At 67.5% G+C, this 25,770-nt stretch carries 20 protein-coding genes; 10 read left to right on the top strand and 10 right to left on the bottom strand.

Annotated features, from left to right (window positions below; genetic code table 11):
* Positions 1–133: 133 nt before the first annotated feature.
* Complete coding sequence (locus CFB46_RS10625; RefSeq protein ID WP_179235056.1) at positions 134–670, top strand: PadR family transcriptional regulator; 537 nt, start codon at positions 134–136, stop codon at positions 668–670.
* Positions 671–828: 158 nt separating this feature from the next.
* Here CFB46_RS10625 and CFB46_RS10620 read toward each other — a convergent pair whose 3' ends face one another.
* The 3 genes from CFB46_RS10620 to wecB all read right to left on the bottom strand — a co-directional run bounded on the left by CFB46_RS10620 (position 829) and on the right by wecB (position 5,212).
* Positions 829–1,809, bottom strand: coding sequence for an NADPH:quinone oxidoreductase family protein (locus tag CFB46_RS10620; protein WP_089499964.1), 981 nt, complete (start codon positions 1,807–1,809; stop codon positions 829–831).
* A 147-nt stretch (positions 1,810–1,956) separates the two neighbouring features.
* On the bottom strand, positions 1,957–3,786 hold the full coding sequence (locus CFB46_RS10615; protein ID WP_089499963.1) for an acyl-CoA dehydrogenase: 1,830 nt from the start codon (positions 3,784–3,786) through the stop codon (positions 1,957–1,959).
* A 208-nt stretch (positions 3,787–3,994) separates the two neighbouring features.
* The gene (gene wecB / locus CFB46_RS10610) at positions 3,995–5,212 is read right to left on the bottom strand and encodes a non-hydrolyzing UDP-N-acetylglucosamine 2-epimerase (RefSeq protein ID WP_089499962.1); all 1,218 of its coding nucleotides are present in this window, start codon (positions 5,210–5,212) and stop codon (positions 3,995–3,997) included.
* Between the two features lie 1,183 nt (positions 5,213–6,395).
* Here wecB and CFB46_RS10600 point away from each other — a divergent pair.
* The 9 genes from CFB46_RS10600 (at position 6,396) to CFB46_RS10560 (ending at position 18,908) form a co-directional block, all read left to right on the top strand.
* The gene (locus CFB46_RS10600; protein WP_089499961.1) at positions 6,396–7,949 is read left to right on the top strand and encodes a glycosyltransferase family 2 protein; all 1,554 of its coding nucleotides are present in this window, start codon (positions 6,396–6,398) and stop codon (positions 7,947–7,949) included.
* A 3-nt stretch (positions 7,950–7,952) separates the two neighbouring features.
* Positions 7,953–8,948, top strand: a complete 996-nt coding sequence (locus CFB46_RS10595) for a polymer-forming cytoskeletal protein (protein WP_089499960.1) — start codon at positions 7,953–7,955, stop codon at positions 8,946–8,948.
* A 10-nt stretch (positions 8,949–8,958) separates the two neighbouring features.
* Positions 8,959–9,972, top strand: coding sequence for a YaiO family outer membrane beta-barrel protein (locus tag CFB46_RS10590; RefSeq protein ID WP_089499959.1), 1,014 nt, complete (start codon positions 8,959–8,961; stop codon positions 9,970–9,972).
* Positions 9,973–9,985: 13 nt separating this feature from the next.
* Positions 9,986–10,756 carry a hypothetical protein gene (locus CFB46_RS10585; protein ID WP_089499958.1) on the top strand — a complete coding sequence of 257 codons (771 nt, stop codon included), beginning with the start codon at positions 9,986–9,988 and terminating at the stop codon, positions 10,754–10,756.
* A gap of 334 nt (positions 10,757–11,090) precedes the next feature.
* On the top strand, positions 11,091–13,235 hold the full coding sequence (locus CFB46_RS10580) for a polysaccharide deacetylase family protein (RefSeq protein WP_089499957.1): 2,145 nt from the start codon (positions 11,091–11,093) through the stop codon (positions 13,233–13,235).
* A 93-nt stretch (positions 13,236–13,328) separates the two neighbouring features.
* Complete coding sequence (locus tag CFB46_RS10575; RefSeq protein WP_089499956.1) at positions 13,329–14,417, top strand: hypothetical protein; 1,089 nt, start codon at positions 13,329–13,331, stop codon at positions 14,415–14,417.
* A 49-nt stretch (positions 14,418–14,466) separates the two neighbouring features.
* Positions 14,467–16,284 (top strand): glutamine--fructose-6-phosphate transaminase (isomerizing), encoded by a 1,818-nt coding sequence (gene glmS / locus CFB46_RS10570; RefSeq protein ID WP_089499955.1) that lies wholly within the window; start codon positions 14,467–14,469, stop codon positions 16,282–16,284.
* 253 nt (positions 16,285–16,537) lie between these two features.
* Positions 16,538–17,614, top strand: coding sequence for a glycosyltransferase family 2 protein (locus tag CFB46_RS10565; protein WP_089499954.1), 1,077 nt, complete (start codon positions 16,538–16,540; stop codon positions 17,612–17,614).
* Positions 17,615–17,630: 16 nt separating this feature from the next.
* Entirely contained in the window at positions 17,631–18,908 is a 1,278-nt protein-coding gene (locus CFB46_RS10560; RefSeq protein WP_373558185.1) for a glycosyltransferase family 87 protein, read from the top strand.
* Here CFB46_RS10560 and CFB46_RS10555 read toward each other — a convergent pair.
* Genes CFB46_RS10555 through CFB46_RS10525 form a run of 7 tightly spaced genes read right to left on the bottom strand, consistent with a single transcriptional unit; the run spans position 18,872 to position 25,755 of the window.
* Complete coding sequence (locus CFB46_RS10555; RefSeq protein ID WP_034185410.1) at positions 18,872–19,912, bottom strand: TadG family pilus assembly protein; 1,041 nt, start codon at positions 19,910–19,912, stop codon at positions 18,872–18,874. The two genes, CFB46_RS10560 and CFB46_RS10555, sit on opposite strands and share 37 nt — an antisense overlap.
* Positions 19,905–20,333, bottom strand: a complete 429-nt coding sequence (locus tag CFB46_RS10550) for a TadE/TadG family type IV pilus assembly protein (protein ID WP_027784120.1) — start codon at positions 20,331–20,333, stop codon at positions 19,905–19,907. Before CFB46_RS10550 ends, CFB46_RS10555 begins: the two co-directional genes overlap by 8 nt.
* The gene (locus CFB46_RS10545) at positions 20,330–21,187 is read right to left on the bottom strand and encodes a tetratricopeptide repeat protein (RefSeq protein WP_089499953.1); all 858 of its coding nucleotides are present in this window, start codon (positions 21,185–21,187) and stop codon (positions 20,330–20,332) included. Before CFB46_RS10545 ends, CFB46_RS10550 begins: the two co-directional genes overlap by 4 nt.
* A complete protein-coding gene (locus CFB46_RS10540) occupies positions 21,184–22,128 on the bottom strand; it encodes a type II secretion system F family protein (RefSeq protein WP_089499952.1) in 945 nt (314 codons plus the stop codon). Before CFB46_RS10540 ends, CFB46_RS10545 begins: the two co-directional genes overlap by 4 nt.
* Positions 22,125–23,102 (bottom strand): type II secretion system F family protein, encoded by a 978-nt coding sequence (locus tag CFB46_RS10535; protein WP_089499951.1) that lies wholly within the window; start codon positions 23,100–23,102, stop codon positions 22,125–22,127. Before CFB46_RS10535 ends, CFB46_RS10540 begins: the two co-directional genes overlap by 4 nt.
* Positions 23,099–24,550 carry a CpaF family protein gene (locus CFB46_RS10530; protein WP_152777518.1) on the bottom strand — a complete coding sequence of 484 codons (1,452 nt, stop codon included), beginning with the start codon at positions 24,548–24,550 and terminating at the stop codon, positions 23,099–23,101. The genes CFB46_RS10535 and CFB46_RS10530 overlap by 4 nt, the downstream gene beginning before the upstream one ends.
* Positions 24,532–25,755, bottom strand: coding sequence for an AAA family ATPase (locus tag CFB46_RS10525; RefSeq protein ID WP_089499950.1), 1,224 nt, complete (start codon positions 25,753–25,755; stop codon positions 24,532–24,534). The genes CFB46_RS10530 and CFB46_RS10525 overlap by 19 nt, the downstream gene beginning before the upstream one ends.
* Positions 25,756–25,770 lie beyond the last annotated feature (15 nt).

Below are 25,770 nucleotides of genomic sequence, written 5' to 3'. Positions count from 1 at the left end.
TGCAACAAGTTGCACGGATGGTAGCCCGCCGACCTCGTTTATGCAACATGTTGCAGAAACATGTTTTCGCCGTTTGTGCTACGGCCCCGATATGGCAAGATGCGGTTCATTGCGCCGCCTCCTTCGATCCGACATGTCCCTGCCTCACGCGCTTCTCACCGCTCTCGCCGAACGCCCCGGTTCGGGGTCCGAGCTCGCCGACCGCTTCGACCGCTCGATCGGCTATTTCTGGCAGGCGACGCACCAGCAGATCTATCGCGAACTCGGACGTCTCGAGGAAACGGGCTGGATCGAATCGCTGCCCGCCGAGTCCGGCCGCGGCCGCAAGCGCGCGTACCGGATCTTGCCGGCCGGCAAGAAGGAATTGCGACGCTGGATCGCCGAACCGGAAGATCCGACACCGCTACGCGAGGCGTTGATGGTGCGCCTGCGCGCGGAAGCCGTGCTCGGGCCGGCCGGCCTCGAGGACGAGATCCGGCGGCGCATCGCATTGCATCAGGAAAAGCTGGACGTGTATCTGCAGATCGAGGCGCGCGATTTTTCGACGGCCGACGATTCACGCACGAAGCGCCTGCAGCATCTGGTGCTGCAGGCCGGCATCGCGAACGAGCGGTTCTGGGTCGAGTTTTCGCAGCATGTGCTCGATACGCTGCGTCTGCCGAAGGACTGAAGGCATCGACGCAGGACCGGCGGCGTTCGTTTCAGCACCGCCCGGCATCGTGCGCCCGGGCTACCGGATCGCCACGCCTTTACAACGGTCGCGCCGTGCCGCTTTCTTGAAGCACCACCGCGCGGCTTGCGTTGAACCCGCCGCGCGCCGAAACCGGATCACGCGTCCGGAAAAATCACCACCTTGCCCTTCACCTGCCGGTTCGCCATCCGCGCGATCGCGTCGGCCGCGCCGGCCAGCGGCACACGCTCGGTGATCGCGGGCCGAACCTTGCCGGCCGCGAACCATTCGGCGAGCGTCCGCATGTTCGCGGCATGCTGCGCCGGATCGCGCCGCACCGCGTCGCCCCAGAACACGCCGAGAATGTCGCGCTCCTTCAGCAGCGCAAGGTTCAACGCGATCTTCGGGATCTCGCCGGCCGCGAAGCCGACCACGAGAAACCGGCCGCGCCACGCGGTCGCACGCAGCGCCGCTTCGCTGCTTGCGCCGCCCACCGGATCGTAGACGACGTCGGCGCCGCGCCCGCCGGTCAGTTCGTCGACGCGGCGGCGCAGGTCTTCGGTCGCATAGTCGATCGTCTCGTCGGCGCCCGCTTCACGGCACAGCGCGAGCTTGTCCGCGCTCGACGCTGCCGCGATCACGCGCGCGCCGAGCGCTTTCGCGATCTCGATCGCGGCGATCCCGACACCGCCGGCCGCGCCCAGCACGAGCAGCGTCTCGCCCGCCTGCAGACGCGCACGCTGCTGCAGCGCGTGCAGCGACGTGCCGTAGGCAAGCACGAGCGCCGCGCCCTGCTCGAACGTCATCCCCGGCGGCAGCGCGGCGAGCTGGTGCGCATCGGCCACGCACTGCTGCGCGAACCCGCCGTGCCCGGTAAACGCCATCACCGAATCGCCGGGGCGCCACGCGGTGACGCCCTCGCCGACCGCGTCGATCACGCCGGCAAACTCGGCGCCCGGCGAAAACGGCAGCGCCGGTTTCACCTGATACAGACCCTGGACGATCAGCGCGTCGGGGAAATTGAGCGACGCCGCCTTCACCTGGACCCGGACCTGCCCGGCAGCCGGTTCGGGAATCGCGACATCCTCGATGCGCAGGCGATCGATCGGGCCGAATGCAGTACACAACAGGGCTTTCATGCGCTTCTCTCTCCTTGCGCGGCATGGCCGCGCATCGATACGGTGTACGGGATACCCCGCGCGGCCGGTTCACGACGCGTATGCGATGGCCATCGGCATCGGCATCGGCAAGATCGTCGGTATTCCGGAATATCGTCGAAGTCACGTTCAGAACCACGCGTCGCGCATGTCGAGTGTCGTCGTGTCGACGCTCGACAGCAGGTCGAGCTGCGCATCCACCTTCGGCAGTTCCCAGCGGAAAAAGTAACGGGCCGCCGCACGCTTGCCGTCGTGGAAATCGCCGTCGTGCCCGTGCGCCGCGAGCGTCACGTCGAGCCACAGCCATGCGACGACGAGATGACCGAACGCTTCGAGATACACGCTCGCGTTCGCCAGCCGCGTCCGCGGATCGCCGATCGCGCTCAACTGGCGTGTCACGTCGCACAGCCGCGCCCAACGTCGCGCCAATGCATCGGCTTGCTCGCGCATGCCGGCATCCGGCGCCCGTGCACGCTCGACGGTCGCATCGATCCGCGCATCGAGCGCGCGCAGCGACGCGCCGTCGTCCTGGCCAACCTTGCGGCCCAGCAGGTCGAGCGCCTGGATGCCGTGCGTGCCTTCGTGAATCGGATTCAGGCGATTGTCGCGATAGAGCCGTTCGACCGCGTAATCGCGCGTGTAGCCATAACCGCCGTGTACCTGGATCGCGAGATCGTTCGCGGCAAGACACCACTGCGACGGCCAGCTCTTCGCGATCGGCGTCAGGATGTCGAGCAGGCGCGCGGCATCGGCGCGTATCGCGGCATCGTCGTGCGCGCGCGCTTCGTCGACCTGCTTCGCGCAATACAGGATCAGCGCGAGACCGCCTTCGACATAAGCCTTCTGCGCGAGCAGCATGCGCCGCACGTCCGGATGGTCGACGATCGGCGCCTGCGGCGCGGCCGCATCCTTGCCGGCGGGCCCGAGCGGGCGCCCTTGCGGACGGTTGCGCGCGTAGTCGAGCGCGTGCAGATAGCCGGCATAGCCGAGCGCCACCGCACCCGCGCCGACGCCGATGCGCGCTTCGTTCATCATGTGGAACATGTACGCCAGCCCGTGATTCGGCTGGCCGACCAGGTAGCCGATCGCACCCGCACGCCCTTGCGGCCGATAACGCGTCCCTTCGCCGAAATTCAGCAGGCAGTTGGTCGTGCCGCGATAGCCCATCTTGTGGTTCAGCCCGGCGAGCACGACGTCGTTGTGCTCGCCGTTCGCGTCGGCATCGGCGCCGGTCAGGAACTTCGGGACGATGAACAGCGAGATGCCGCGCGTGCCAGGTTGCAGCCGGCCGTGTTCGTCGGGAATCTTCGCGAGCACGAGGTGGACGATGTTCTCCGCCAGCTCGTGCTCGCCGCCGGAAATCCACATCTTGTTGCCGGTCAGCCGGTAGCGCGCGCCGAGCGGCGAATCGCCTTCGAAATCGGCGCGCGTCGCGATGTCGGACAGCGACGAACCGGCTTGCGGTTCGGATAGGCACATCGTGCCGAGGAATCGCCCTTCCAGCTCCGGGCGGGCGAACGTGTCGATCTGCGCGGCGCTGCCGTGCGCGACGAGCAGGTTCGCATTGGCGACGGTCAGGAACGGGTACGCGGCCGTCGCGATGTTCGCTGCCTGGAAGAACAGGAACGACGCGGCTTCGACCAGTTTCGGCAAGCGCATGCCGCCGAGCGCTTCGTCGTGCCCCGCGGCGATCAGCCCGGCGTCCGCGAACGCGCGCACGGCCGGTTCCACCTCCGGGATCAGCGTCACGCGTTCGCCGTCGAATCGCGGCTCCTCGCGGTCGCCGCGCGCCGCGTGCGGCGCGAACAGCTCTTCGGCAATCCGCTCGCTGGTGTCGAGCACCGCGTCGAAGGTCTCGCGACCGTGCTCCGCGTAGCGCGGCAGCGCGGCGAGCGCTTCGGCGTCGAGCCAGTCATACAGCAGGAACGCGAGATCGCGTCGCGACATCAACAGGCTCATCGTGCTGCCTCCCAGGGTGCCGGCCGTGTCAGCCGAATGAAGGGTTGCGTGACTGCAAGTGCTGGCAGGAATTTAGCACGGTCGTTCGCAACCGACAACGGCGAACATCGGGGGCGGACATGCGCAAGCATCCGGCCGACCTTGCGGGCGGACCGGATGCCTGACGTCGACGCCGAACGCGCGGGAGCGAGCTACCGCGCGATCCGCCTCACGGCGACCGCAACGCCTGCAACCCGAGCGTGAGCGCGTTGAACGACATCTCCGCGGCGCCCATCGAGAAACTCGTCGTCTTCGCGGGCGCCCCGGGCGTACGCATCAGCGCATGAACGATCCGCTCGCTCGCATGACCGTCGCCGTAAGGATTGCTCGCACGCGACATTTCCTCGTACGCGCTCTCGCTGTCGAACAGCCGCGACGCCTCCCAGACGATCCTGTCCTGATCGGTACCGACGAGCCGCGCGGTGCCGGCCTGAATGGCTTCGGGCCGCTCGGTCGTCTCGCGCGTGACGAGCACCGGCTTGCCGAGCGCCGGCCCTTCTTCCTGAATGCCGCCCGAATCCGTAATGATGAAATGCGCACGCGACATCAGGAATACGAACGAAAGATATTCCTGCGGCTCGATCAGGTAAATATTGGGGATATCGCCGAGACGCGCGCGCGCCGGCTCCCGCACGTTCGGGTTCAGGTGCAGCGGATAGACGAACTGCGCATCGCGATAGCGGCTCGCCAGCGTGCATAGCGCTTCGCAGAAGTGCCGGAACGGTTCGCCGAAACTTTCCCGACGGTGGCCGGTGATCAGCACGACGCGCCGCGACGGTTCGAGAAACGGGAAGTACGCGGCGATCTTGTCCGACAGCGCGGCGGTGCGATCCAGCATGCGCTTGACCTCGTGCAACGCATCGATCACGGTATTGCCGGTCAGCGAGACCGCCCCGCCCGGCACGCCCTCGCTCAGCAGGTTGTCGCGTGCCTGCCCGGTCGGCGCGAAATGCCACGACGACACCGCATCGGTCACGCGGCGATTCAGTTCCTCCGGCCACGGCGACCAGATGTCGCCGCTGCGCAAGCCGGCCTCCACGTGACCGACCGGCAGATAGCGATAGAACGCCGCAAGGCTCACCGCGAGCGTGGTCGTCGTATCGCCGTGCACCAGCACGACGTCCGGCCGGAATTCGTCGAAGACCTTGCCGATCGCCTGAAGAATGCCGGTCGTCACGTCGGTCAGCGTCTGGCCTTGCCGCATCAGGTTCAGATCGTAGTCGGGCTTGATGTCGAACAGCGTCAGCACCTGGTCGAGCATTTCCCGATGCTGCGCGGTCACGCATACCCGGGCGTCGACATCCGCGTGCGCCTTCAACGCGCGCACCAGCGGTGCCATCTTGATGGCTTCCGGCCGAGTCCCGAACACAAGCAAGATCTTCTTCATCGTTATCCTCGTTTTTAGCCGCTTCGTGCCCGGCGATTCTGCACGTGGCGCGAAGCATGTATTCGGGCGGCGCATCCCGTACTCGCGCGCGATCGACACGCGGCGGTGTGGCGGGGCGAGCGTGCTGCCTCGTCGGCGCGGTCCGGGCCGCGCGAATCGTCGTACTACCGGCGTCCCGTTGCACTGAATCATTCACGTCATGAACGTTCCTCGCTGTGTCGAGCGTCGTCCTCCCACTACAGCAATATTCAAACCAACCGGCCTGCATCCCGGCCCGCTTCGCTCCACGGCAGGCGCGTGCAAACGGCGAGTTACGGAATGTTTCACAACTGCTACGGACGCTCGCAGCGCCGGATCGACGCGACAACGAGAAACAGCCGTACGCTCGCGCGATCCGTCTGACGACGTCGTCCGATGAATCGCGCACGCGTGTCGAGCGCCGATGACGACGCCATCGCGTGTCCCTTTCGATGCGCTTTGCGTCGCCTCGATTCGCCACTTTCGTCTGTGCAGTGCGCGGCACGCACTCGCGTGTCGGTCACCGTCGCGCGCGCGGGATTTCCCCGCCATCCGACGGTGCTTGCGTCACACGAATCGCGGGTGCGGGAAATGTTGCGCTTGTGTAACGCGGAGCCGAACCCGTCAAATACATCGGAGTCCGGTCTATTTGTCTCATGTGACGGCGGCGCCCGTTTCGACCTCTGGACCGATGCGCACACCACGAACGACACACGACGGCCAGTTATGCCGCGCCGCACCCCGGCAACGCGACCTCGGCAGGTTGGACGACCCCGGTCGCCGCGCGATCTGCTCGCTGCGTGCGACCGACCGCATAGGGTCGAATGCGGCGCCCGCACGCTGATTCGTCAGTGAATCAAAACGCGTCGACCATACGCCCGTCGCATCCGCTCCCCGTGCGCGGCCCCTTGCTGCGCGGGGCATCGCGGCAGATGGCTCACGCCTTGCTTGATGTCGGACAGGTGCGTCCCGAAGCACTGGCATGGCAGCAGACGAAAGGGGCGACAAAGCAACGAAGCCGGGAAGCGACGCGACGCATCCGTCCGGGGCAACCGATGACCGCCCCTATGCGACGAACGCGCCACCGCTTCCCATTGACATCCGCACGATCCACGGAGCGTCTTCGGCTCTCATCGGTCGTCGTTGCGGGCACGGGGACCAGGACATGAAGCAAACGCGGATGGCGTCATTCTGCGAGCAAGGCATCCTGCTGCTGATCGTGCTTGCCTGCTCGCTGATCGTGCGCGACACCGCATCGCAGGCGATCGCCGAGCCGGCCCGGTTCGGCGTGTCCGCCACGAACGTCGCAACCGCCGGGATCGCGATGGAGCGCATCGCGCTCGACAGCGCGACGCTCTCGCTCGCCGCACAGGCCTCGCCCGATCCCGATGCGTCGCTCGAGCTGCCGCCCGCCGCCACGCCTGGCATCACGTTCGATCCCGAGGCGCTGCTGATGCCGTGCGTCGCGTACCTGTGGCTGTTCACGCTATTGACGTGCGCGTATGCCGCACGGCATTACGTATTCAGTCTGGACCGACTGTTCAAGCCGCAACACGCGCCCTACCGGACGATGACACACGGCGACTGGCCGCGGCTCACGGTATTCGTCGCCGCGCACAACGAGGAAACCGTCATCGTCGATTGCCTGACGGCGCTGCTGGCGACGACCTATCCGCGCGACCGGCTGACGATCATCCCGGTCAACGACCGCTCGACCGACAACACGCGCGCATTGATCGACGAAGTCCGGGCACTCGCGCCCGAACTGATCCAGCCGTTTCACCGCGAGACCGGCAAGCCGGGCAAGGCAGCCGCGCTGAAGGATGCGCTGCGTTTCATCCGCGGCGACATCATGGTGGTATTCGACGCCGACTACCTGCCACGCCCTGGGCTGCTGAAGGAACTGGTCGCGCCGTTCTTCGATCCGGAAGTCGGCGCGGTGATGGGCCGCGTCGTGCCGCAGAACGCCGACAGCAACCTGCTCGCGCGGCTGCTCGATCTCGAACGCGCGGGCGGCTACCAGGTCAATCAGCAGGCCCGCAACAATCTCAACCTGGTGCCGCAGTACGGCGGCACGGTCGGCGGCATCCGCAAGGGCGCGCTCGACGCCGTGGGCGGCTGGTGCGACGACACGCTCGCCGAAGATACCGACATGACCTACCGCCTGCTGCTGAGCGACTGGCGCACGGTCTATCTGAACCACGCCGAATGTTATGAGGAAGTCCCGGAGCGCTGGGCCGTCCGCGCGCGGCAGCTGACGCGCTGGGCGAAGGGCCACAATCAGACGATGCTGCGCTATCTGGTCCCGGTGCTGCGCAATCCGCTGATCTCGCGTCGCTGCCGGCTCGACGGCGCACTGCTGCTTGGCGTGTTCGCAATGCCGGCGCTGCTCGCGCTCGCGTGGAGCGCCGCGCTCGCGCTCTACCTGTTCAACGGCGTCAACTCGACCGCGCTCGGCCTGCTCCTGTCGCTGTTCGCGCTGTTCTCGTTCAGCACCTTCGGCAACTTCGGCGTGTTCTTCGAGATCGTCGTCGCCGCTCGGCTCGACGGCCGCGCGACGCGCCTGCGGCTCGTGCCGGTCAACGTCGTCGGCTTTTGCGTGACGATTGCGGCGGTCGTCTCCGCACTCTGGGGGCTCGCGCTCGACGCCGCGTTCCGCCGCGAACTGAAATGGGACAAGACCGAGCGTTTTCGCCGGCAATTGAAACCGGAGCGATGAGCGATGACGACCTTCAATGTGATGGTGCCGGTGGCCGGCGTGCTCACCCTGCCGTTCCTGCCGATGCTGCATGAAATGATCCGGCGCAGCGACGTCGCGGCGCTGCCGATCGGCGACGGGCCGTTCGTCGATCAGGCGCTGCTCGCCGCGCGCTGGCACGACGCACTGCGCGCGCACGTGGCCGGCACGCCGCCGGCGGATGCATCGGCCGCGCCGCCGTGGCAAGCGCTCGGGCTGGCCGTCCAGCATGCGGACGCGATCCATGTCGAACGCGACGCGCATCGCGACGATGTGCTCTACGCCGATCGCGCGATCACGCTCGACGATGGCGCGCGCGCCGCTTACGCGTTCGCCGACGAGCACATCGACATCCGCGCCGGCGCGACGATCGGCACGCTCGCGCATGCGCCGCTGATCGACGTCGACGACGCGGTAATCCGTGGCGTCGTGGTCGGCGACACGGTGCGCCTGCGCGGCGCCGGCGGCTTCGCGTGCCTCTATGGCGAGCCGATCGTCTTCGGCGCGCCGCCCGGCGCGCGCCCCGCGGACACACCGGCCGCCCCGCGCCGCGCGATCTCGCTCACCCGCCACTTCGCGTCGCTGCCGCATCGCTTCCTGCACGGTCGTTACCTGCTGCCGTGCGACGTTCGCCTGCCCGCGCACACGGTCGTGCAAGGCAACCTGATCGTCGAAGGGACGCTCGTACTCGGCGAAGGCTGCGTGCTGCGCGGCAGCGTCAAGGCGCATCGCGTGGAACTCGAACGTCACGCCTTGCTGCACGGCGCGGTATTCGCGCGCGACGACGTGTTGCTCGCCAACGCGAGCTGCGTCGACGGCGTCGTGTCGGCCGGCGGCCTGCTGCGACTGACCGGTGCGCGCATCGGCGTCGCCGGACATCCGGTCAGTGCGTGTGCGCGCGACGTCTCGGTCGTCAATCACGCGTGCGTGCATGGCGATCTCGTTGCGTGGCGCAGCGGCTGGTTCCACACATCCCGTTAAGGAGCGCCCCATGTCCGATCGCCCCAGCCATCGCGGCCCGCGCGTGCCGGTTGCCACCCTCGCGATGCTGTGCGGCGTCGCCTTCGGCGCGCCCGCGGCGCTGGCGGAGCAGCCGGACGATGCCGCCGCCGTACCGGCCGTGCAGCCTCCGGACCCCGCGACCGTCATCACGCCACGGCCGCGCGACGAATCGATGTTCGTGCGCGTGGACGCCGAAGGCCTGCCGGACGGCATGGCACTCGCCGAGTTTACGCCCGAGGATACGAACCGGCCCCCGCTGCCCGATGCAGTCGTCACCCATGTCCAGGCGCCGCGGGAATCGCACACCGAATTGTCGCTCGGCTATTCGAGCGCACACCTGACGCACGGCTACGGCGACTGGTACGGCGTGCATCTGCGCGGCGTCTATCAGGATGGCGGGCGCACCGTGCTCGGCGAACTGGCGCAATTGCATCGTTTCGGCGAGAACACGCAACTCGGCGCGCTGACCTACGTGCAAGACCTCGGCCCCGACTGGTTCGGCGGGATCGGCTTTTCCGGCACCACGTCGGGCACGATCCTGCCGAGTGCGCGCGTCGACGTGTCACTCAACCGCAAGCTATTGTCCGATCGTTCGCTGATCGTGTCGCTCGGCGCCGGCTACGCATGGAACCGCAGCGGCCACCGCGATCAGCTCTATCACGCGGGCGTGATCTGGTATGCATTGCCGAAGTGGATTTTCGAGGCGGGCGCCAACTATACGGTCGATTCACCCGGATCGGTGAAGGCGCCCGCCTATTACGGCGCCGTCACCTACGGCGAGGTCGGCAAGAGCGTGATCGTGCTGCGCGGCGGAGTCGGCCGCGAAGCGTACCAGGTCACCGGGGCCGGCGCGCAGATCGCGGATTTCCGCAGCCACGAGATCACCGCGAAATGGCGCTACTGGTTCACACGCAAGTGGGGCACGCAACTCGAATTCGACTATTACCACAACCCGTACTACTCACGAATCGGCGGCGAGCTCAGCGTCTTCTATCGCTGGTAACCGGGCGGGCGCCATGCACACGCATCCCGTCCGTCCTCCCGTCGATCGTTCACTGCGCACCCACGCGCACCCGCAACGCTGGCTTGCGTCGATTGCGCTGCTGACGCCCGCGCTGTACGCGTCGCTGTGGTTCGGATTGCCGCTGGCCTGGCGCTACTGGCGGGCGGTCATGGCGTGGGGCGCGCAGCAGATCGATCCTGCGCTGCACGTGATCGTGATCGGCTATCCGAGCGACGCACCGCGCGTGCCGCTGCTGTCGATCGACGTCGCGGCCCGCATGCCGGGCGGCATGCTGCTGGCCGCCACCGCCGCGCTCTGTGCGATCGGCTTCGCCGCATCTTTCATCCGGCGGACGCGCTGGCTGCCCGTTGCATATCTGTTACGTATCGCGAGCTTCACCCAACTGCTGATTTGCGCGTACTTCTGGCTCGCGCCCGGCACGTTCCCGTATGTCCCGCGACTGCATCTGCGCGACATGTTCGTGCTGCATGGCGCGGCGATCGCGCTGATCCCGCTGGTGATGGCCGCGCTGTACTACCCGCTCGATTTCTCGCTGCCGCAGAAAGCCGGCGCGTCGCTGCTGGTGCTCGGCTACTTCGTGTTCGCGCTGCCGTTCGTGATGCTGCTGCATGCGACGATCATCCATCACGGCTCGCTGCTGTTCTTGCCGTTCTGCTATTTCCTGCTCGGCGGGCCACTGCTGATCGGCTTGCTGGTCACGCTCTATACCTACTGCGCAAGCTGGCCCGGCGCACTGACGCGCGATCGCGATTCCGTCTGCTGATAGCGCGTCCAAACGCGCCGTATCAGCGATGAAACGAATCCGTCGTGTTTTCGAACGCGCCGCCCGACCCGCATCGCAGGAAGCCCGCAGAACCGGGCTTCTCGCGCCAATGGCACGTTGTTCGCTTCTTTCAAACCGTCGCATCGAGTCCTCTCATCGGCGAACGCAGCGCGTCGGACCGGCGCATTTGCGCAATTCGGCCGCCGTCGACACGCACCGCTCGATACCCGACGAACCGGACAGCCGCACACACCTACGGGGCTGGATTGGTCGACCTGGCGGCACGCGCATCGCGGCTGCCGCACGCCCCCATTCCTTGAGCGAGGAGCACACCATGTTGGCAAAGTCAGGCAAGTTCTTGCGGATCCTGTTCGCGCTGTTCGCGCTCGCGTTCGCATTCAGTCCGGGCGGCGTTCAGGCGGCCTCCAACCAGCTTCTCCTGTTGGTGCCAGACGCGCTGACGCTGCCCGATTCGCGCGTGTCCGCATGGCTCGACAGTGCGCAGGAGGAAGGGCTGCAGATCAAGGTGATGACCGACAGCCAGTTCATGGCGGCCGGCGCATCGCTGTCGCAGTATCCGGGCCTGATCCTGCCCGACCAGGTGCATACGACGGCCGACGATACGCTCGTGACGGCGATCCAGAACTATGCGCTGAACGGTGGCAAGGTGATGCTCGTCTACGATTTCGGTGTGCTGAATTCGGCCGGTTTCTACGTCAGCCCGAAATCGCGCTTCAGCAGCATGGTCGGTGTGGACTATGTGCTGTATGACCAATATGGCGGCAACATGATCGGCCTCGGCAACGTGACCGGCATGAGCAGCTGGCTGCGCACGCTCCAGGTGCCTCCCGGCAAGTCGATGGCGTGGACCACGACTTCGTCGGCCACCACGACCGCGACTGCGCTCGCGTCGACGAGCACCGCCGGCACCTCGACGAATTCGACGTCGACGTCGGGCAGCGCCCTGTTTCTGGCCGCCAGCCCGTCGAATCCGGGCGGCCTCGCCAATTACAACCACGGGGCATGGTTCCAGTACACGACACCGTCCACGGGCAGCGGCGTGCTGAGCCAAACGCTTCCGAAGCTGACCGGCACCGTGACCGGCAAGCTGAAGAAAACCACGACATATACCGCCAACTCGCTCCTGAGCACGTCGACCGGCAAGAAAGCCAACACGCTCGCGTCGACGCTGGCCACCAGCACCGATACGCTCGAAGGCATCTCCGGCTACGTCTACGGCTTCCTCACCTATCCGAGCTTCGTCACGCAAGGCACGTACACCGGCACGACGATCCTGACCTCGCCGACCTTCGGGCTGGTGTCCGGCTACAACACCTACGGCAACGGCGGCGTGCTGTTCGTCAACCTGCCGCTCGCCTATCTCGACGGCCAGACCGACGGCATGCTGATTCACGGCTATCTGCATTATTTCGGTACGCAGATGCTGAACCTGCCGTCGTTGTCGCCGCTGCCGAAGGCGATCGCCGGGCTCGTGTTCAACTGGCACTTCTGCGCAGGCGACCAGATCCAGCCGGCGCTTTACCTGAAGAGCCTCGGCGTCTGGAACAACGGGCCGTTCTCGCTCGTCATCACGGCCGGCCCCGATGAAGCGACATTCGGCGACGGCAACGGCATCAATCTTGCCAACAACCCCACCGCGCAGAATCTCGTCAAGTATTTCCTAACCAAAGGCCAGCACGTCGGCAGCCACGGCGGCTGGATTCACGACTACTGGGGGGCGAATGCGAGCGAGACGAACGCGAGCACGTTCACGCAGTACCTGGTGATGAACCGCCAGGCCGTTCAGGCCGCGACGGGCTTGCCCGATGTCGAGTACGCGGCGCCGGAAGGCAACACGCCGACCTGGTCGGTCAACTGGCTCGAAAGCAACGGCTTCAACGGCTACTACTTCACCGGCCACACCGGCTCGGCGCCGACCCGCGCATACCGCAACGGCGCACTGCTGAACCCGGGCCTGTGGGCATACCCGGTGATGCCGTTCGGCAAGTACGCGACATTCGAAGAGTTCCAGCAGTACGCGGTGCCGACGAGCGACGTGAACAACTGGTACGCATCCCTGATGAACTTCGTCGTCGCGAACCGCACGAGCCGGCTGATCTATGCGCACCCGCTCGGCGCGTCGTCCTACACGTCGACGCTGTCCGCGATCTTCACGCAAGCCAACATGCTGAAACTCGCGGGTCAGTTCAAGTGGTACACGATGAGCGACATCACGATCTTCGACCGTGCACGCCTGAACGTCACATGGTCGGCCACGGACACGGGCAGCGGCTGGACATTCGCCGCCAGCCACCCGACCAGCCTCGCGAACATGACGTGGCTGCTGCCGAAGAAGGGCTTCGCACTGCCATCGATCACGCAAGGCAACGGCAACGTCGTCATCACCGATGCGACGTACTGGCTCGTAACCGCGAACGGCGGCACCAGTCTCACGTTCACCAGCGCCAAGGTGCACTGAGCCGCGACATCGACACACCCGCCGGCGCGCGACGCGGCCAACGCCGCGCCCGGCGGGATTTGCGCAGGACCACCGCGCAGGAGCCCCCCGATCATGAACCGGCCCGCGCTTTTCCCGGCCGCACGCGCACGCGTGGCGGCCGCCGCCCGGCTATGCCGCCTGTGGTGCGTCGCCTGCTGTGTCGCCGCATGCGGCGTCGCGCTGCATGCGAGCGCCGCCGAACTCCAGCTCAACGGGCTCTACCAACGCCCCGACGGCGCGATCACCGTGCGCCTGAACGGCGCCGGCATCGATCCTTATTTCGCGGCGAAGGCGCTGCTCGGCGCCGCCGATGCCGGGCTCGACGCCCATCAGGCCGCGCTCGCATGGATCGCGTGGCTGTTGCCGCGCCAGCGTCCGGACGGCGGTTTCGACCGTTACTGCATGAAGAGCGGCCAGTACAGCGCCTGCGCCGAAGCCGACGCCGACGACGCGATGATGGCGACCTGGATCGAACTGCTCGCCCGCTTCGCGCCGCCCGACGGCCTGCCTGCCGCATGGGAACTCAGCCTCGATCGCGCGGGTGCGCATCTGGACACGCTGCTCGGCAAGCCCACGGGCGTTTATCAGATCTCGTCGACGCTGCACGTCGCGCTGCTGATGGACAACGTCGAGGTACACAGCGCATTCCAGGCGCTCGCGGCGTATTACGTCCGGCATGCCGACTACACGCACGCCGGCCCGTGGAGCCAGCGCGCCGACCGGCTCGCGTCCGCGATCCTGAAGGTGTTCTGGCGCGGCATGCAGACCGGCTTTCGCGCGAGCACGCAGCGCATCAGCGACACGACGTTCTATCCGGCGAAAATCGCGCAGATCTTTCCCCTCCTGTCCGGTATTCAGGTTCCCGCGCAATCGAACGAAACGATCTATGCGCAGTGGATGCAGAAGTACGGAAAGACCTGGCTTCAACTCGCCGGCTCCGATTATCCGTGGGGCTTGATCGCGCTGGTCGCATTCAAGATGCACGACATGAACACGGTCGCGTGCTGGCATGCGCGATCGGGCCCGTACCGGCACGGCGCACACTGGAACGTACTGGAGGAGGCGCTTTACCTGGCATTCGAAAGCCGGATGGCCGACCCCGTCGCGCCCGCTCAATGCGGCTTCACGACGGCGGCGACAACGGAGACCGTGTCGCGCTGATCCGCGCGTGCGCACGGTCCGGGGACATCTACAGGGAAGGAGACGTGTCATGTGTGGCATCGTCGGCGCGGTCGCGCAACGGGATATCGTCCCGATTCTGATCGAAGGTTTGCGCCGCCTTGAATATCGCGGCTACGATTCATGCGGGGTGGCGACGGTCGTCGACGGTCAGGCGCGCCGCGAGCGCAGCATGTCGCGCGTCGCCGATCTCGACGCCCATGTGCGCAGCGCCGGCCTGACCGGCAACACCGGCATCGCGCACACGCGTTGGGCAACCCACGGCGCGCCTGCCACCTGCAACGCGCATCCGATCTTCTCGCGCGACGAAATCGCGTTGGTTCACAACGGCATCATCGAGAACCACGAAACGTTGCGCAAGCAACTTTCCGACGAACATTACGAGTTCGACGGTCAGACCGACACCGAAGTGGTCGCGCATCTGATCCACAGCAAGTATCGCGGCGACCTCCTCGCCGCCGTACGCGATGCGACCTCGCAGCTGCACGGCGCCTATGCGATCGCGGTGTTCAGCAAGCACGAGCCGCAGCGGCTGATCGGCGCGCGCGCCGGCTCGCCGCTCGTCGTCGGCGTGAAGGACGGCGAATGCTTTCTCGCGTCCGATGCGCTCGCGCTCGCCGGCATCACCGACCGCTTCATCTTTCTCGAGGAAGGCGACATCGTCGAACTGACCGCCGGCGGCGTGCGGGTGCTCGATCGCACCGGCGCGCCGATCGAACGGGCGATACAAACCGTTTCGTCCGCGCAGGGCGTGGTCGAGCTCGGGCCATACCGGCACTTCATGCAGAAGGAAATCTTCGAGCAGCCGCAGGCCGTGGCCGCGACCATTCCCGATGCCGGGCTGTTCGATCCCGCGGTATTCGGTCCGGACGCCGCGCGCGCGTTCGAGCAGATCGACAACGTGCTGATCCTCGCGTGCGGCACGAGCCATTATTCCGGCCTGACCGCACGCCGCTGGCTCGAGACGATCGCGCGCATCCCCGCGCAGGTCGAGATCGCGAGCGAATACCGTTACAGCGACGCGCTCGCGATGCCGAATACGCTGGTGGTCAGCGTGTCGCAATCCGGCGAGACCGCCGACACGCTCGCCGCGCTCAAGTATGCGCAGGCGCTCGGCCACGTCGACACGCTGGCGATCTGCAACGTGCCGACCAGCGCGATGATGCGCCAAACCGGCCTGCGCTTCCTGACGCGGGCCGGCCCGGAAATCGGCGTCGCATCGACCAAGGCGTTCACGACGCAGCTCGTCGCGCTGTTCATACTCGCCGTCACGCTCGGGCGGCTGCGCGGCTACGTCGACGACGCGCAGCTCGCGCGCTATACGATGCAGTTGCGGCGCCTGCCTGGCGCGCTCGAGGACGTGCTGGGGCTGGAGCCGCAGATCGCGCGCTGGGCGGCGGAATTCTCGCAGCATGAAAACGCGCTGTTTCTCGGGCGCGGGCTGCACTACCCGATCGCGCTCGAAGGCGCGCTGAAGCTGAAGGAAATCTCGTATATCCACGCGGAAGCGTATCCGGCCGGCGAGCTGAAGCACGGGCCGCTCGCGCTCGTCACGCATACGATGCCCGTCGCCACGATCGCCCCGAACGACGCGCTGCTCGAAAAGCTCAAGTCGAACATGCAGGAAGTGCGGGCCCGCGGCGGCCAGCTTTACGTATTCGCGGATGCCGATACGCGGATCGACAACGGCGAAGGCGTGTCGGTGCTGCGAATGCCGGATTACTACGGGTTGTTGTCGCCGATCCTGCACGTCGTGCCGTTGCAGTTGCTCGCGTATCACGCGGCGTGCCTGCGGGGCGCGGACATCGACAAACCGAGGAATCTGGCGAAATCGGTGACGGTCGAGTGACGAGAGGTTCCTTGACGCGGGCGGGCCCATGAAGGTCGTCAACCGATCAAACTGGCCCGCCCTGCACGATTCAAGCTAAATTCATGCGTCGACTCCCGAATACTTCCTACAATATCTAAACCATACGTCGTCCAGTCCCTGCTGGAAAAGCTGGCCGGGACCGCCTTCGCCGACAATCGGTAACGGCCGACCGGCGGACGACAACGGAAACCTACGGTGCAACGCAAGCCGAATCTCTCCGGGGGGCCGCAACGTGTCGACGCATGCCAGGAAGCCGCTGATATCGCTCGTCGTGCCTTTTCACGACGAGGAAGAAACGATCGACGCATTCTTTGCCGAAACGCTGCCCGTTCTCGAGTCGCTCGCCTCGGTGCGCTTCGAGATCGTCTGCATCAACGACGGCAGCCGCGATCGCACGCTGGACCGGCTGCTTTCGGTCGCCGCCGGCGACGCGCGCGTGCACGTCGTGGATCTCACACGCCGCTTCGGCAAGGAGGCGGCGCTCACTGCCGGCCTCGACGAAGCCGCCGGCGCGGCCGTGATCCTGATCGACGCCGACCTACAGGATCCGCCCGCGCTGATCCCCGCGATGCTCGAACGCTGGCACGCGGGCGCCGAGGTCGTCGCCGCGAAACGCACCGACCGCAGGTGCGATCCGCTGATGCAGCGCGTGGCAGCCGCGCTCTACTACCGCGTGCACAACCGGCTCTCCGAAGTCGGGATGCCGGAGAACGTCGGCGATTTCCGGCTGATGGATCGCGAGGTCGTCGACGCGCTGCGTGCGTTGCCGGAACGGCGGCGCTTCATGAAGGGCCTGTTCGCGTGGGTCGGCTTTCGCACCGAGATCGTCGAATACACGCGTGCGCCGCGCAGCGGCGGCCGCTCGAAATTCTCCGGATGGCGGCGCTGGAATTTCGCGCTCGAGGGCATCACGAGCTTCAGCACGGTGCCGCTACGCGTGTGGACCTACGTCGGCGTCACGTTCGCAATGCTGTCGCTCCTGTATGGCGCCTTCATCGTGGTGCGCACGCTGCTGTACGGCAATCCGGTGCACGGCTACCCGTCGCTGATTTCCGTCGTGCTGTTCGTCGGCGGCGTCCAGCTGATCGGCATCGGCGTGATCGGCGAATACCTCGGCCGGATCTATCACGAGTCCAAGCAACGCCCCGTCTATCTCGTGAGGCGGCGCTACCGTGCCGAGCGCGATGCCGCCGCGCGACCGGCATCGAAGCTGCTGCAGTTTCCGCTCAAGCGTGCGCACTCGGCGCGCCGCCGAGCCGCGACGCCGGCGGCCGACGGCATCGCGGCCCGCAAGCCGTCGTTCAAGTAAAACCGGGCCGCGTCAATTGGACCTCCCCCGGCAATCGGCACGCCTTCCGGAGCGGCCGGCCGTCGCATGGCTCACGTCGCGACGCGTCGTCCTGTACAGCACGCTGATGCTGGCGTTGTACGCGCTGTTCATTGCCATCTGGGTGACGGTCGTTCGTCATGCGTCCGGCAGCGGCAGCGTCCTGCCGCGTCCGGGCGCCGACTTCTCGGTGTTCTGGTCCGCCTCGTACCTCGGGCTGCACGGCGCGCCATCGCAGGCGTACGATTTCTCCGCATTCTCGCGGCTGACGTCCGGGCTGTTCCCGAACCTTCCCCGCGACGTCTTTGCGCCGTGGCTCTACCCGCCCACCTATCTGCTGCTCGTGACGCCGCTGGCGCTGCTCCCGTTCGCGCTCGGTTATCCGCTGTTCGTCGCGTTCGGCGTGTTCATGCTCGGCCTCGCCGCGTGGCGCGTATCCGGCCTGCGCGCGATTCCCGGCGCATCGCGCACCGGCACGCTTGCGCTGGCCGCCGCGCCATGCGTGTTCGTCACCGCGACGCTCGGGCAAAACGCGTTCCTGACCGCATCGTGTGCGGCGCTGGCCGTTTACTGGGCCGATCGGCGGCCGCTGTGGGCCGGCCTCTGCATCGCACTGCTGTCGATCAAGCCGCAGATGGCGATGCTGTTCCCGTTCGTGCTGGTCGCCGTGCGCGCATGGCGCACGATCACGTGGGCCGCGCTCGCGACCGCTGCGTTCGTCGCGCTGAGCATCCTGATCTGCGGCGTCGAGTCGCTGCGCCTGTTCGCCGGCAGCATGGGCCTCGCGCGCTCGATCGTCCTCGAGCACGGCATCGTGTTCTGGCTCGCGTCGCCGGCGCCGTTCGCGACGTTCCGCCTCGCGGGCGTGCCGCTCGGCGCCGCGTATGTCGCGCATGCGGGGATCGCCGCGATCGCGATCGCGGCCGCTTGCGTCGTATGGATGCAATCGCGCGATACCCGCGTGCGCGCGGCCGTGCTGGCGGTCGCGACGCTCGTGGCGAATCCGTACGTGTGGCACTACGAGCTCGCGTGGCTCGCCATCGCGATCGCCTGCATGCTGTCGATCGGCTGGCACGACGGCTGGCTGCGCGGCGAACAGGCCGCGATCGCGCTGATGTGGGCGCTGCCGATTGCCGAATACCTGAATCCGTGGCTGCAGCTGCCGCAGTTCGGCCCGGCCGTGACGCTCTTCGCGCTGCTGGTGCTGCTGCGCCGCGCGCGGCACGATGCCCGCAACCGTCACAACGCCAGCCGCGGCGGCACGTACACGCCGTAGTATGGCCCGACGCCCGTCGCGACGCCGGTCATCTTGACGCCGGCGACGAAGTGCCCCTGAATGTACTTGTAGGTGCCGCCCAGCGACACGTCGATGTGGAACGCCGCGAACGCGACGATCGGCACGTAGGTACTGCTCGACGTCTGCGTGACGACCGGCAGCACGACCGTCGCGCCGACCGGCACCGACGTATAAAGCGTCGCCTTCACGCCGGTCGCGAGATAGATGCTGTCGCCGATATTGAGCGTGGTCGGGTTGCCGCTCACCATCAGGCCGCTCATCGTCGTCGTGTCGGTCGCGGTCGACTGGAACGACGTCCACTGGCCGCCCATGCATAGCAAGCCATACGTCTGACCGTTCGTGATCGAAAACTCGTACGGCAACCCCGTGAGCGGATTGATCAGCGGCTGGTTGGTCAGCGGGTTCCAGTACTGGTTGTACACGCACTGATCGATCGCGATCGGAAAGAGCCCGCCCGCCGCGACGCCGCCCGGCGCGGCGAGCACCGCGATCGCGGTCGCGCCGCCGGATGCGCCGGGGATGCCCAGCAGCCCGCCGAGCAGCAGCGGAATCGAACCGCCGTTGACGCCCGGCGCGCGCGATACGGTCACCTGCACCGCCGGCACGTCGTAGGGGCCGGGCGTGATCGTGATCGGCTGCATCGACGCGGGCGTGCGCGTCACGTTCCAGTAGCCGGTCGTCACGGTGCCGCTCGCCAGCGGCGCGCCCGCCGCCGAATTCCGCGCGATCACGCCGTTCGCCGTCGGCGCGGCCTGCGACCAGTTCAGCGCCCCGCCGGTCGGCGACATCATCGCATCGGCCGCCGCGAGCGCGGCCGCATCCGCGGCATTCTGCAGCTGGTTGCGCACCGCGGCGACCCACGCGATGTCGATCGCCAGCGCACCGAACGACAACAGCGGAATCAGGAACATCAGGAAAAACAGCGCGACGGAGCCGCGTTCGCGCGCGGCGCCGATGCATCGCGTGCCGGGTGCGTCATTCATAGAGCATCACCGAGCTGGCCGAGATCGTCACCGGGCCGGTCAGCGCGCTGAACGCCGAACCGAGCACCAGCCCCGAATACGTGTAGGTCACCGTGACCGTCAGCGCGGTGCCCGACGTCGTGCCGTTCGCCTGCGTCACGGTCACGACCGGCGTGGTCGGCGTGCCGCCGGTGATCAGGCTGTTCTGCGTATAACTCAGCGCGACGTTGGCAATCTGCGTCGTGGTCAGCATCGGCACGCGCAGTACGACGCCGGCCCGCGCGGCTTCGCGACTCGCATTCGTGATCACGGCCTTGTCGCACAGAAGCAGGCTCGTGTCGATGATGCCGATCAGCACCATCAGCAGGAACGGCAGCATCAATACGAATTCGAGGGATACGACACCGCGCGCGTGGCGCGCGCCCATCGCCCCGCGTGTCATTTTGCGGCCCCCTCGGCGGGCGGAGCGGTACGCGGCTCGAGCGCGGCGCCCCTCAACGGCCGCGATGCATCGGCGACCGGGCGCGACGCGAGCCGCGCACGCACCGCCTGGTACACGCGCAGATTGTCGGTCACCGCCGACGCAGGCAGATCCGCGGACAGCAGCTTCTTCGCCGAATCGGTGTTGCCGAGCACGCCATACGCGAACGCGAGGTTCTGGCGCGCCTGCCACGGCGCGTCGGGCAACCCGGCCACGTCGAGCAGCACGTTCACGCCCTCGCGCGGACGATTGCTCAGCACGAGCGACAGCCCGAGGTCGATGCGCAGCCCCTGCGCGTCCGGATGGGCGCGCAACGCGTCCTGGTACACGGCCTGTGCGTCCTCGTGGCGGCCCTGCAGGTCGAGCACCGTGCCGAGCCCTTGCGCCGCAAGCGGCAGGTTCGGCTGGGCGGCGAGCAGGTCGCGATAGCGGCGGCCGGCCTCGTCGAGCCGCCGCTGCCGCAACGCGACGCGCGCGAGCCCGACCTGCGGCCCGAGTTCCGCGGGCGCTTGCTGCCGTGCCTGCTCGTAAAGGATGCGTGCGCGCTCCAGATCGCCGGCGCGATAGTTGACGTCGGCGAGCCCCAGTTGCGCCGCGAGCGAGTCGGGATGCCGCGCGAGCACCTTCCCGTACAGCGTCGACGCGAGATCGACGTTGCCGCCGGCAAGCGCGCTGTCGGCAATGCGCAATTCGGCCTGAGGGTCGTCGCTCCGGTGCGACAGCGCCGCCCTCGTCTGGATGCCCGGCGCGCAGCCGCCGGCGAGCAGCGGCAGCACGACCGCGAAAGCGAACGCGCGCATGGCGGAGCCTGTCATTTGAACACCTCGAGCAAACGGATGGCCGCCGGGCCTGCCGCGATCAGGCCGACCGTCGGCAGGATGAACAGCATCATGGGCAGCGTGATCTTCGGTGCGAGCTTCGCGGCCTGCTCCTCGAGCGCGACGATCTGCTCGGTGCGCTCGCTGCGCGACAGGGTCCTCAGCGCCTGCGTGATCGGTGTGCCGAACCGCTGCGATTGCGTGAGCGTCGTGGCGAGCGAACGCGCCGACGCGAAGTCGACACGGAGCGCGAAATGCGTGAGCGCTTCGGACACGTTGCCGCTCAGCGTCAGCTCGTCCGCGCATACCGTCAGCTCGTCCGCGAGCGGCGGGCAGATGCGATCGAGTTCGCGCGCGACGCGCCGCACGCCCGATACGAGGCTGTTGCCGGCCATCGTGCAGATCACGAGCAGGTCGAGCGCATCCGGAAAGCACGCGGCGATGATCCGCCGGCGGCGCCGGATCATCGCGCCGAGCACGTATTCCGGCACGATCACGCCGACCACGAACGCGGCGACCATCGCGACGGCCCGGATCACGAAGTATTCGCCGAAGCGCGGAATATACGGACTGAACACGATCGCGACGCCGGCGAACAGCACGCCGCAGCTGAGCTTGATGCCGATCATCGACGACACCGCGCGCCGCTCGCGAAAGCCCGCGCGCGTCAGCTGCAGCCCGAGCTTCGCGCGCTGCATCGGATCGAGCACGGGCAGCCGCTCGCCGAGCTGCGCAAGCCGTCGCGTCAGATCCTGACGCATGTCGCCCGGCTGCAGGCGCCCCGCTCCCAGCGACGGCGGCCGTTGTCCCGCGGCCTGCTGCACGCGCACGGCGATCCGCCGGCGCGTGCCGCCGCCCGGCTTCGCGAGCGCCGCCGCGACGCACGCGATCAGCAGCAACAGTTCGAGGCCGCGGGCGGCCAGCATCGACATCGTCATCGCGCGGTATCCAGTTTCGAGATCTTGTGAATCGTCACCAGTCCGATCGTCAGCAGCACCGCGGCGATCGTCAGCATCACGCGTCCGGCATGCGTGTCGAACAGCAGCATCACGTACGTGCGGTTCACGAGGAACAGCGCACCGATCATCACGAACGGCACCGCCGAGATGATCTTCGTCGTGATCCGCCCTTCGGCGGTCAGCGCGCGTGTCTTCAGACGGATGTCGCGGCGCGTGCGAATGATGCTCGACAACTCGTCGAGCGTCTCGCCGAGGCTGCCGCCCGTCTCGCGCTGCAGCAGCAGGTAGACGGTGAAGAACGAGAAGTCCGCGATCATCAGCCGGTCCGCCGCCTGCGTCAGCACGTCCTTCAGATCCGCGCCGACGCGCAGGCTGTCGCCCATCGTGCGGAAAGTCGAGCGCACCGGCTCGGCCGCGCTGTCGCCGACCGTGCTGATCGCCTGCGTGACCGGAATGCCCGCGCGCACCGCCCGCACGATCAGGTCGATCGCGTCGGGGAACGCCTCCAGAAAGCGCAGCCGGAAGCGCTCGACCAGCGCGCGGTAGCTCGCGCGCATCGCGATCAGCGGCAGTCCGACGTAAATCGCCGGATGCGTCACCTGCGGCAGCGCCACCAGCTTCACCGCGACGATCGCGGCGATGGCGCCGAGAATCGTGCTCGCGACGACGATCCGCAGCCCGCGCTCGCCGCCGACCGCGCGCACGCGCGTCACGTAGCGCTGCACCCATGCCCGCACGCGGGTTTGCCGGCGCGGCAGGTTGAACAGCGCGACACCGGCCCCGGCGGCCGCACCGGCGTCCCGGCCGGCCAGCGATGGCGCAATGCGCTGCAGCCGCGCGCGGATGCGCTGCTCCGGCGTCTGGCGCGCGCGGTCCAGTAACGCGGACAGCGCGAGCCCCACCGCGAGGATCACGGCGAAGGCGCCGAGCGCGAGCAGGTCCGCCGTCCTCATTGCCTGAATGCCTCGGAGAGCGCGTCCTCGACGCCGTAGTACGCGGCCCGGGGCGCGAAGGCCGGCCGCAGCGACGACGCCTCGAACACGCCCTTCACCGCATCGCGCGTCGTGTCGCCTTCCTGACGGAACGCGAACAGGTCCTGCGTGATCACGACTTCGCCTTCCATCCCGACGATCTCGGTGATCCGCGTCACGCGGCGCACGCCGTCGCGCATCCGCTCGACCTGCACGAACAGATGCACGGCGCTCGCGATCTGGCGCCGGATCGACAGCAGCTGCAGATTCGCGTTCGCCATCATGACCATGCTTTCGAGCCGGCTGATCGCGTCGCGCGGCGAGTTCGCATGGATCGTCGTCATCGAGCCGTCGTGGCCCGTGTTCATCGCCTGCAGCACGTCGAACGCCTCCGCGCCGCGGATCTCGCCGAGGATGATGCGATCCGGCCGCATCCGCAGCGCGTTGCGCACGAGATCGCGCTGCGAGATGCCGCCGAGCCCTTCCGTGTTCTCGGGCCGTGTCTCGAGACTCACCACGTGCGGCTGCAGCAGTTGCAGCTCGGCCGCGTCCTCGATCGTCACGATCCGCTCGTGCTCCTCGATGTGCTGCGACAGCGCGTTGAGCAGTGTCGTCTTGCCCGAGCCGGTGCCGCCCGAGATCACGATGTTCAGCCGGCACGTGCATGCGATCTTCAGTACCTGCAGCATCCCGTGCGAGATGTTGCCCTGATGTGCCATCCGCGCGAGCGTGATGTCGCGCTTCGCGAACTTGCGGATCGAGATCGACGCGCCGCGCATCGCGATCGGCGGCAGTACCACGTTCACGCGGCTGCCGTCGGCGAGACGCGCATCGACCATCGGGCTGCTCTCGTCGACGCGGCGCCCGACCGCCGCCGCGATCCGCTGCGCGACGCTCGTCACGTGCGCGTTGTCGCGAAACTTCAGCGACGTGAGTTCGAGCCGGCCCGCGCGCTCGACGTACACCTGGTCCGGGCCGTTGACGAGGATGTCGGACACGGTGTCGTCGGCGAGCAGCGGCTCGATCGGCCCGACGCCGAACATGTCGTTCAGGATCGCGTCGACGATCAGCACCTGCTCGCCCGCGGTGATCTTCAGGCGCTCGCGCTCGACCGTGTGCGCGGCCACCTGTTCGATGCCCGCCCGCACTTCGTCGCGCGTCTTCATCAGCGCGGCCGACATGTTCATCGACGCGAACACCGCGGTGCGGATCGCATCGAACTTGCCGGAGCGGATGAGGGCCTCCTGGGTATCGGCCGTCGCGGCCGCGCGCGCGGACGTGGACGCAGACACCGGCACCGGCGTCGGCACCGGGTTCGCGGCCGGACCCGGCGCGGGCGCGCCGTCGCGCGGCGCGACAGGAGAACCCGCCGGCACGGCGTCCGGCGTCGGCCGTTTGCGGGTACCGAACGTCACGATCCTTTCCTCCATTTGAAGAAGCGCGCATACCACGGCTCGGCGACGGCCATCGATTCGCCCGTGATGCCGTTCGCGAGCAGCCGGATCTCGTCCAGGAAGCCGCGCCGTTTCGAGCCTTCGATCGGCTCGCCCAGGTTCTCCGCGACCGCGAGCGCCTGCGCGTCGTGCGGCAGCTCGCGTAGCCGCACACCGCCGAACGCGTCCTCGAAATCCGACTGCGGGACGCGCCCCTTGACCGGCTCGAGCGGATTGTTCAGCACCATCGACAGCATCCGCTCGCCCGGCATTTCCTTCACGAAGCGTGCAAGCCGCGCGGCTTCGTACGCGGCATGCACCGACCGGTCGGCGACGATGTAGACGAGATCGGACACCGCCAGCGCATCCTCGAACAGCTTGCCGGCACGATAGCCCACGTCGAACAACACGTAATGGAAGCGGTCCTTCAACATGTCGACGAGCTGCGCGATCGCATCGTCGCGCAGCAGCGCGTCCTCGCCATACGCGAGTTCGGCCGAGAGCACGTGCAGGCGGTCGCCCTTGGTGACGAACATGCGGTCGAACAGCGCATCGTCGGGGCGCAGTTCCATGTTCAGCAATTCGATCAGCCCGTTGTTGCTCGACAGCCCGAGCATCGAGTTCGCGCTGCCGCCATGCAGGTTCAGATCGACGTAGGCCACGCGCCGCCGCTTCTCGCCCGCCAGGCAGCGCGCGAGGCTGATCGCGATCGTCGTCGTGCCGACGCCGCCGCGTGCGCCGACGAAGCTGACGATCTTGCCGGTGCGCACCTGCACGACCGCCTCCGTCGTGGTCAGCGCGCGCCGCATCAGCTCGACGGTCAGCGGCTTCACGATGTAGTCCTGCACGCCGATACCGAGCAGGTTGCGGAACAGCCCGACGTCGTTCTGCGTGCCGATCGCGACGACCCTCACCGACGGTTCGCACACGTCCGAGAGCCGCATCAGGTCCGACACCGGCAGCACCGAATCGGACACGTCGACGATCAGATGGCGCGGCGAGCGCTCGTGCTGCTGCAGCAACCGGATCGCGTCGTCGCAGTTGCCCGGCTGCACGTGGGCGCGCGTGATCGACAGGTCTTGCGCGACGCGGCGGATCACGTCCTCGCTGCCGGCATCGGACACGACGGCGACGAGATCCGCCGCTCCGGCGGAAGCGGCACGCTTGGCGTTCTGGCGGTCGAGGACGTTCATGGGTGGCATCGCGATCGCATCGGG

The sequence above is a fragment of the Burkholderia sp. HI2761 genome (genome assembly GCF_002223355.1).
Taxonomy (GTDB): Bacteria; Pseudomonadota; Gammaproteobacteria; order Burkholderiales; family Burkholderiaceae; genus Burkholderia.
This window is presented reverse-complemented; position numbering and strand designations above follow the sequence as displayed.

Bases quoted from the DNA above. Each gene is read 5' to 3' on its own strand.
- CFB46_RS10590 (WP_089499959.1), top strand. From the start codon at position 8,959: ATGTCCGATCGCCCCAGCCATCGCGGCCCGCGCGTGCCGGTTGCCACC.
- CFB46_RS10525 (WP_089499950.1), bottom strand. From the start codon at position 25,755: ATGCCACCCATGAACGTCCTCGACCGCCAGAACGCCAAGCGTGCCGCT.
- CFB46_RS10540 (WP_089499952.1), bottom strand. From the start codon at position 22,128: ATGACGATGTCGATGCTGGCCGCCCGCGGCCTCGAACTGTTGCTGCTG.
- CFB46_RS10620 (WP_089499964.1), bottom strand. From the start codon at position 1,809: ATGAAAGCCCTGTTGTGTACTGCATTCGGCCCGATCGATCGCCTGCGC.
- CFB46_RS10580 (WP_089499957.1), top strand. From the start codon at position 11,091: ATGTTGGCAAAGTCAGGCAAGTTCTTGCGGATCCTGTTCGCGCTGTTC.
- CFB46_RS10535 (WP_089499951.1), bottom strand. From the start codon at position 23,102: ATGAGGACGGCGGACCTGCTCGCGCTCGGCGCCTTCGCCGTGATCCTC.
- CFB46_RS10575 (WP_089499956.1), top strand. From the start codon at position 13,329: ATGAACCGGCCCGCGCTTTTCCCGGCCGCACGCGCACGCGTGGCGGCC.
- CFB46_RS10555 (WP_034185410.1), bottom strand. From the start codon at position 19,912: ATGAATGACGCACCCGGCACGCGATGCATCGGCGCCGCGCGCGAACGC.
- CFB46_RS10625 (WP_179235056.1), top strand. From the start codon at position 134: ATGTCCCTGCCTCACGCGCTTCTCACCGCTCTCGCCGAACGCCCCGGT.
- CFB46_RS10530 (WP_152777518.1), bottom strand. From the start codon at position 24,550: ATGGAGGAAAGGATCGTGACGTTCGGTACCCGCAAACGGCCGACGCCG.
- CFB46_RS10545 (WP_089499953.1), bottom strand. From the start codon at position 21,187: ATGACAGGCTCCGCCATGCGCGCGTTCGCTTTCGCGGTCGTGCTGCCG.
- CFB46_RS10585 (WP_089499958.1), top strand. From the start codon at position 9,986: ATGCACACGCATCCCGTCCGTCCTCCCGTCGATCGTTCACTGCGCACC.
- wecB (WP_089499962.1), bottom strand. From the start codon at position 5,212: ATGAAGAAGATCTTGCTTGTGTTCGGGACTCGGCCGGAAGCCATCAAG.
- CFB46_RS10600 (WP_089499961.1), top strand. From the start codon at position 6,396: ATGAAGCAAACGCGGATGGCGTCATTCTGCGAGCAAGGCATCCTGCTG.
- CFB46_RS10615 (WP_089499963.1), bottom strand. From the start codon at position 3,786: ATGAGCCTGTTGATGTCGCGACGCGATCTCGCGTTCCTGCTGTATGAC.
- CFB46_RS10550 (WP_027784120.1), bottom strand. From the start codon at position 20,333: ATGACACGCGGGGCGATGGGCGCGCGCCACGCGCGCGGTGTCGTATCC.
- glmS (WP_089499955.1), top strand. From the start codon at position 14,467: ATGTGTGGCATCGTCGGCGCGGTCGCGCAACGGGATATCGTCCCGATT.
- CFB46_RS10595 (WP_089499960.1), top strand. From the start codon at position 7,953: ATGACGACCTTCAATGTGATGGTGCCGGTGGCCGGCGTGCTCACCCTG.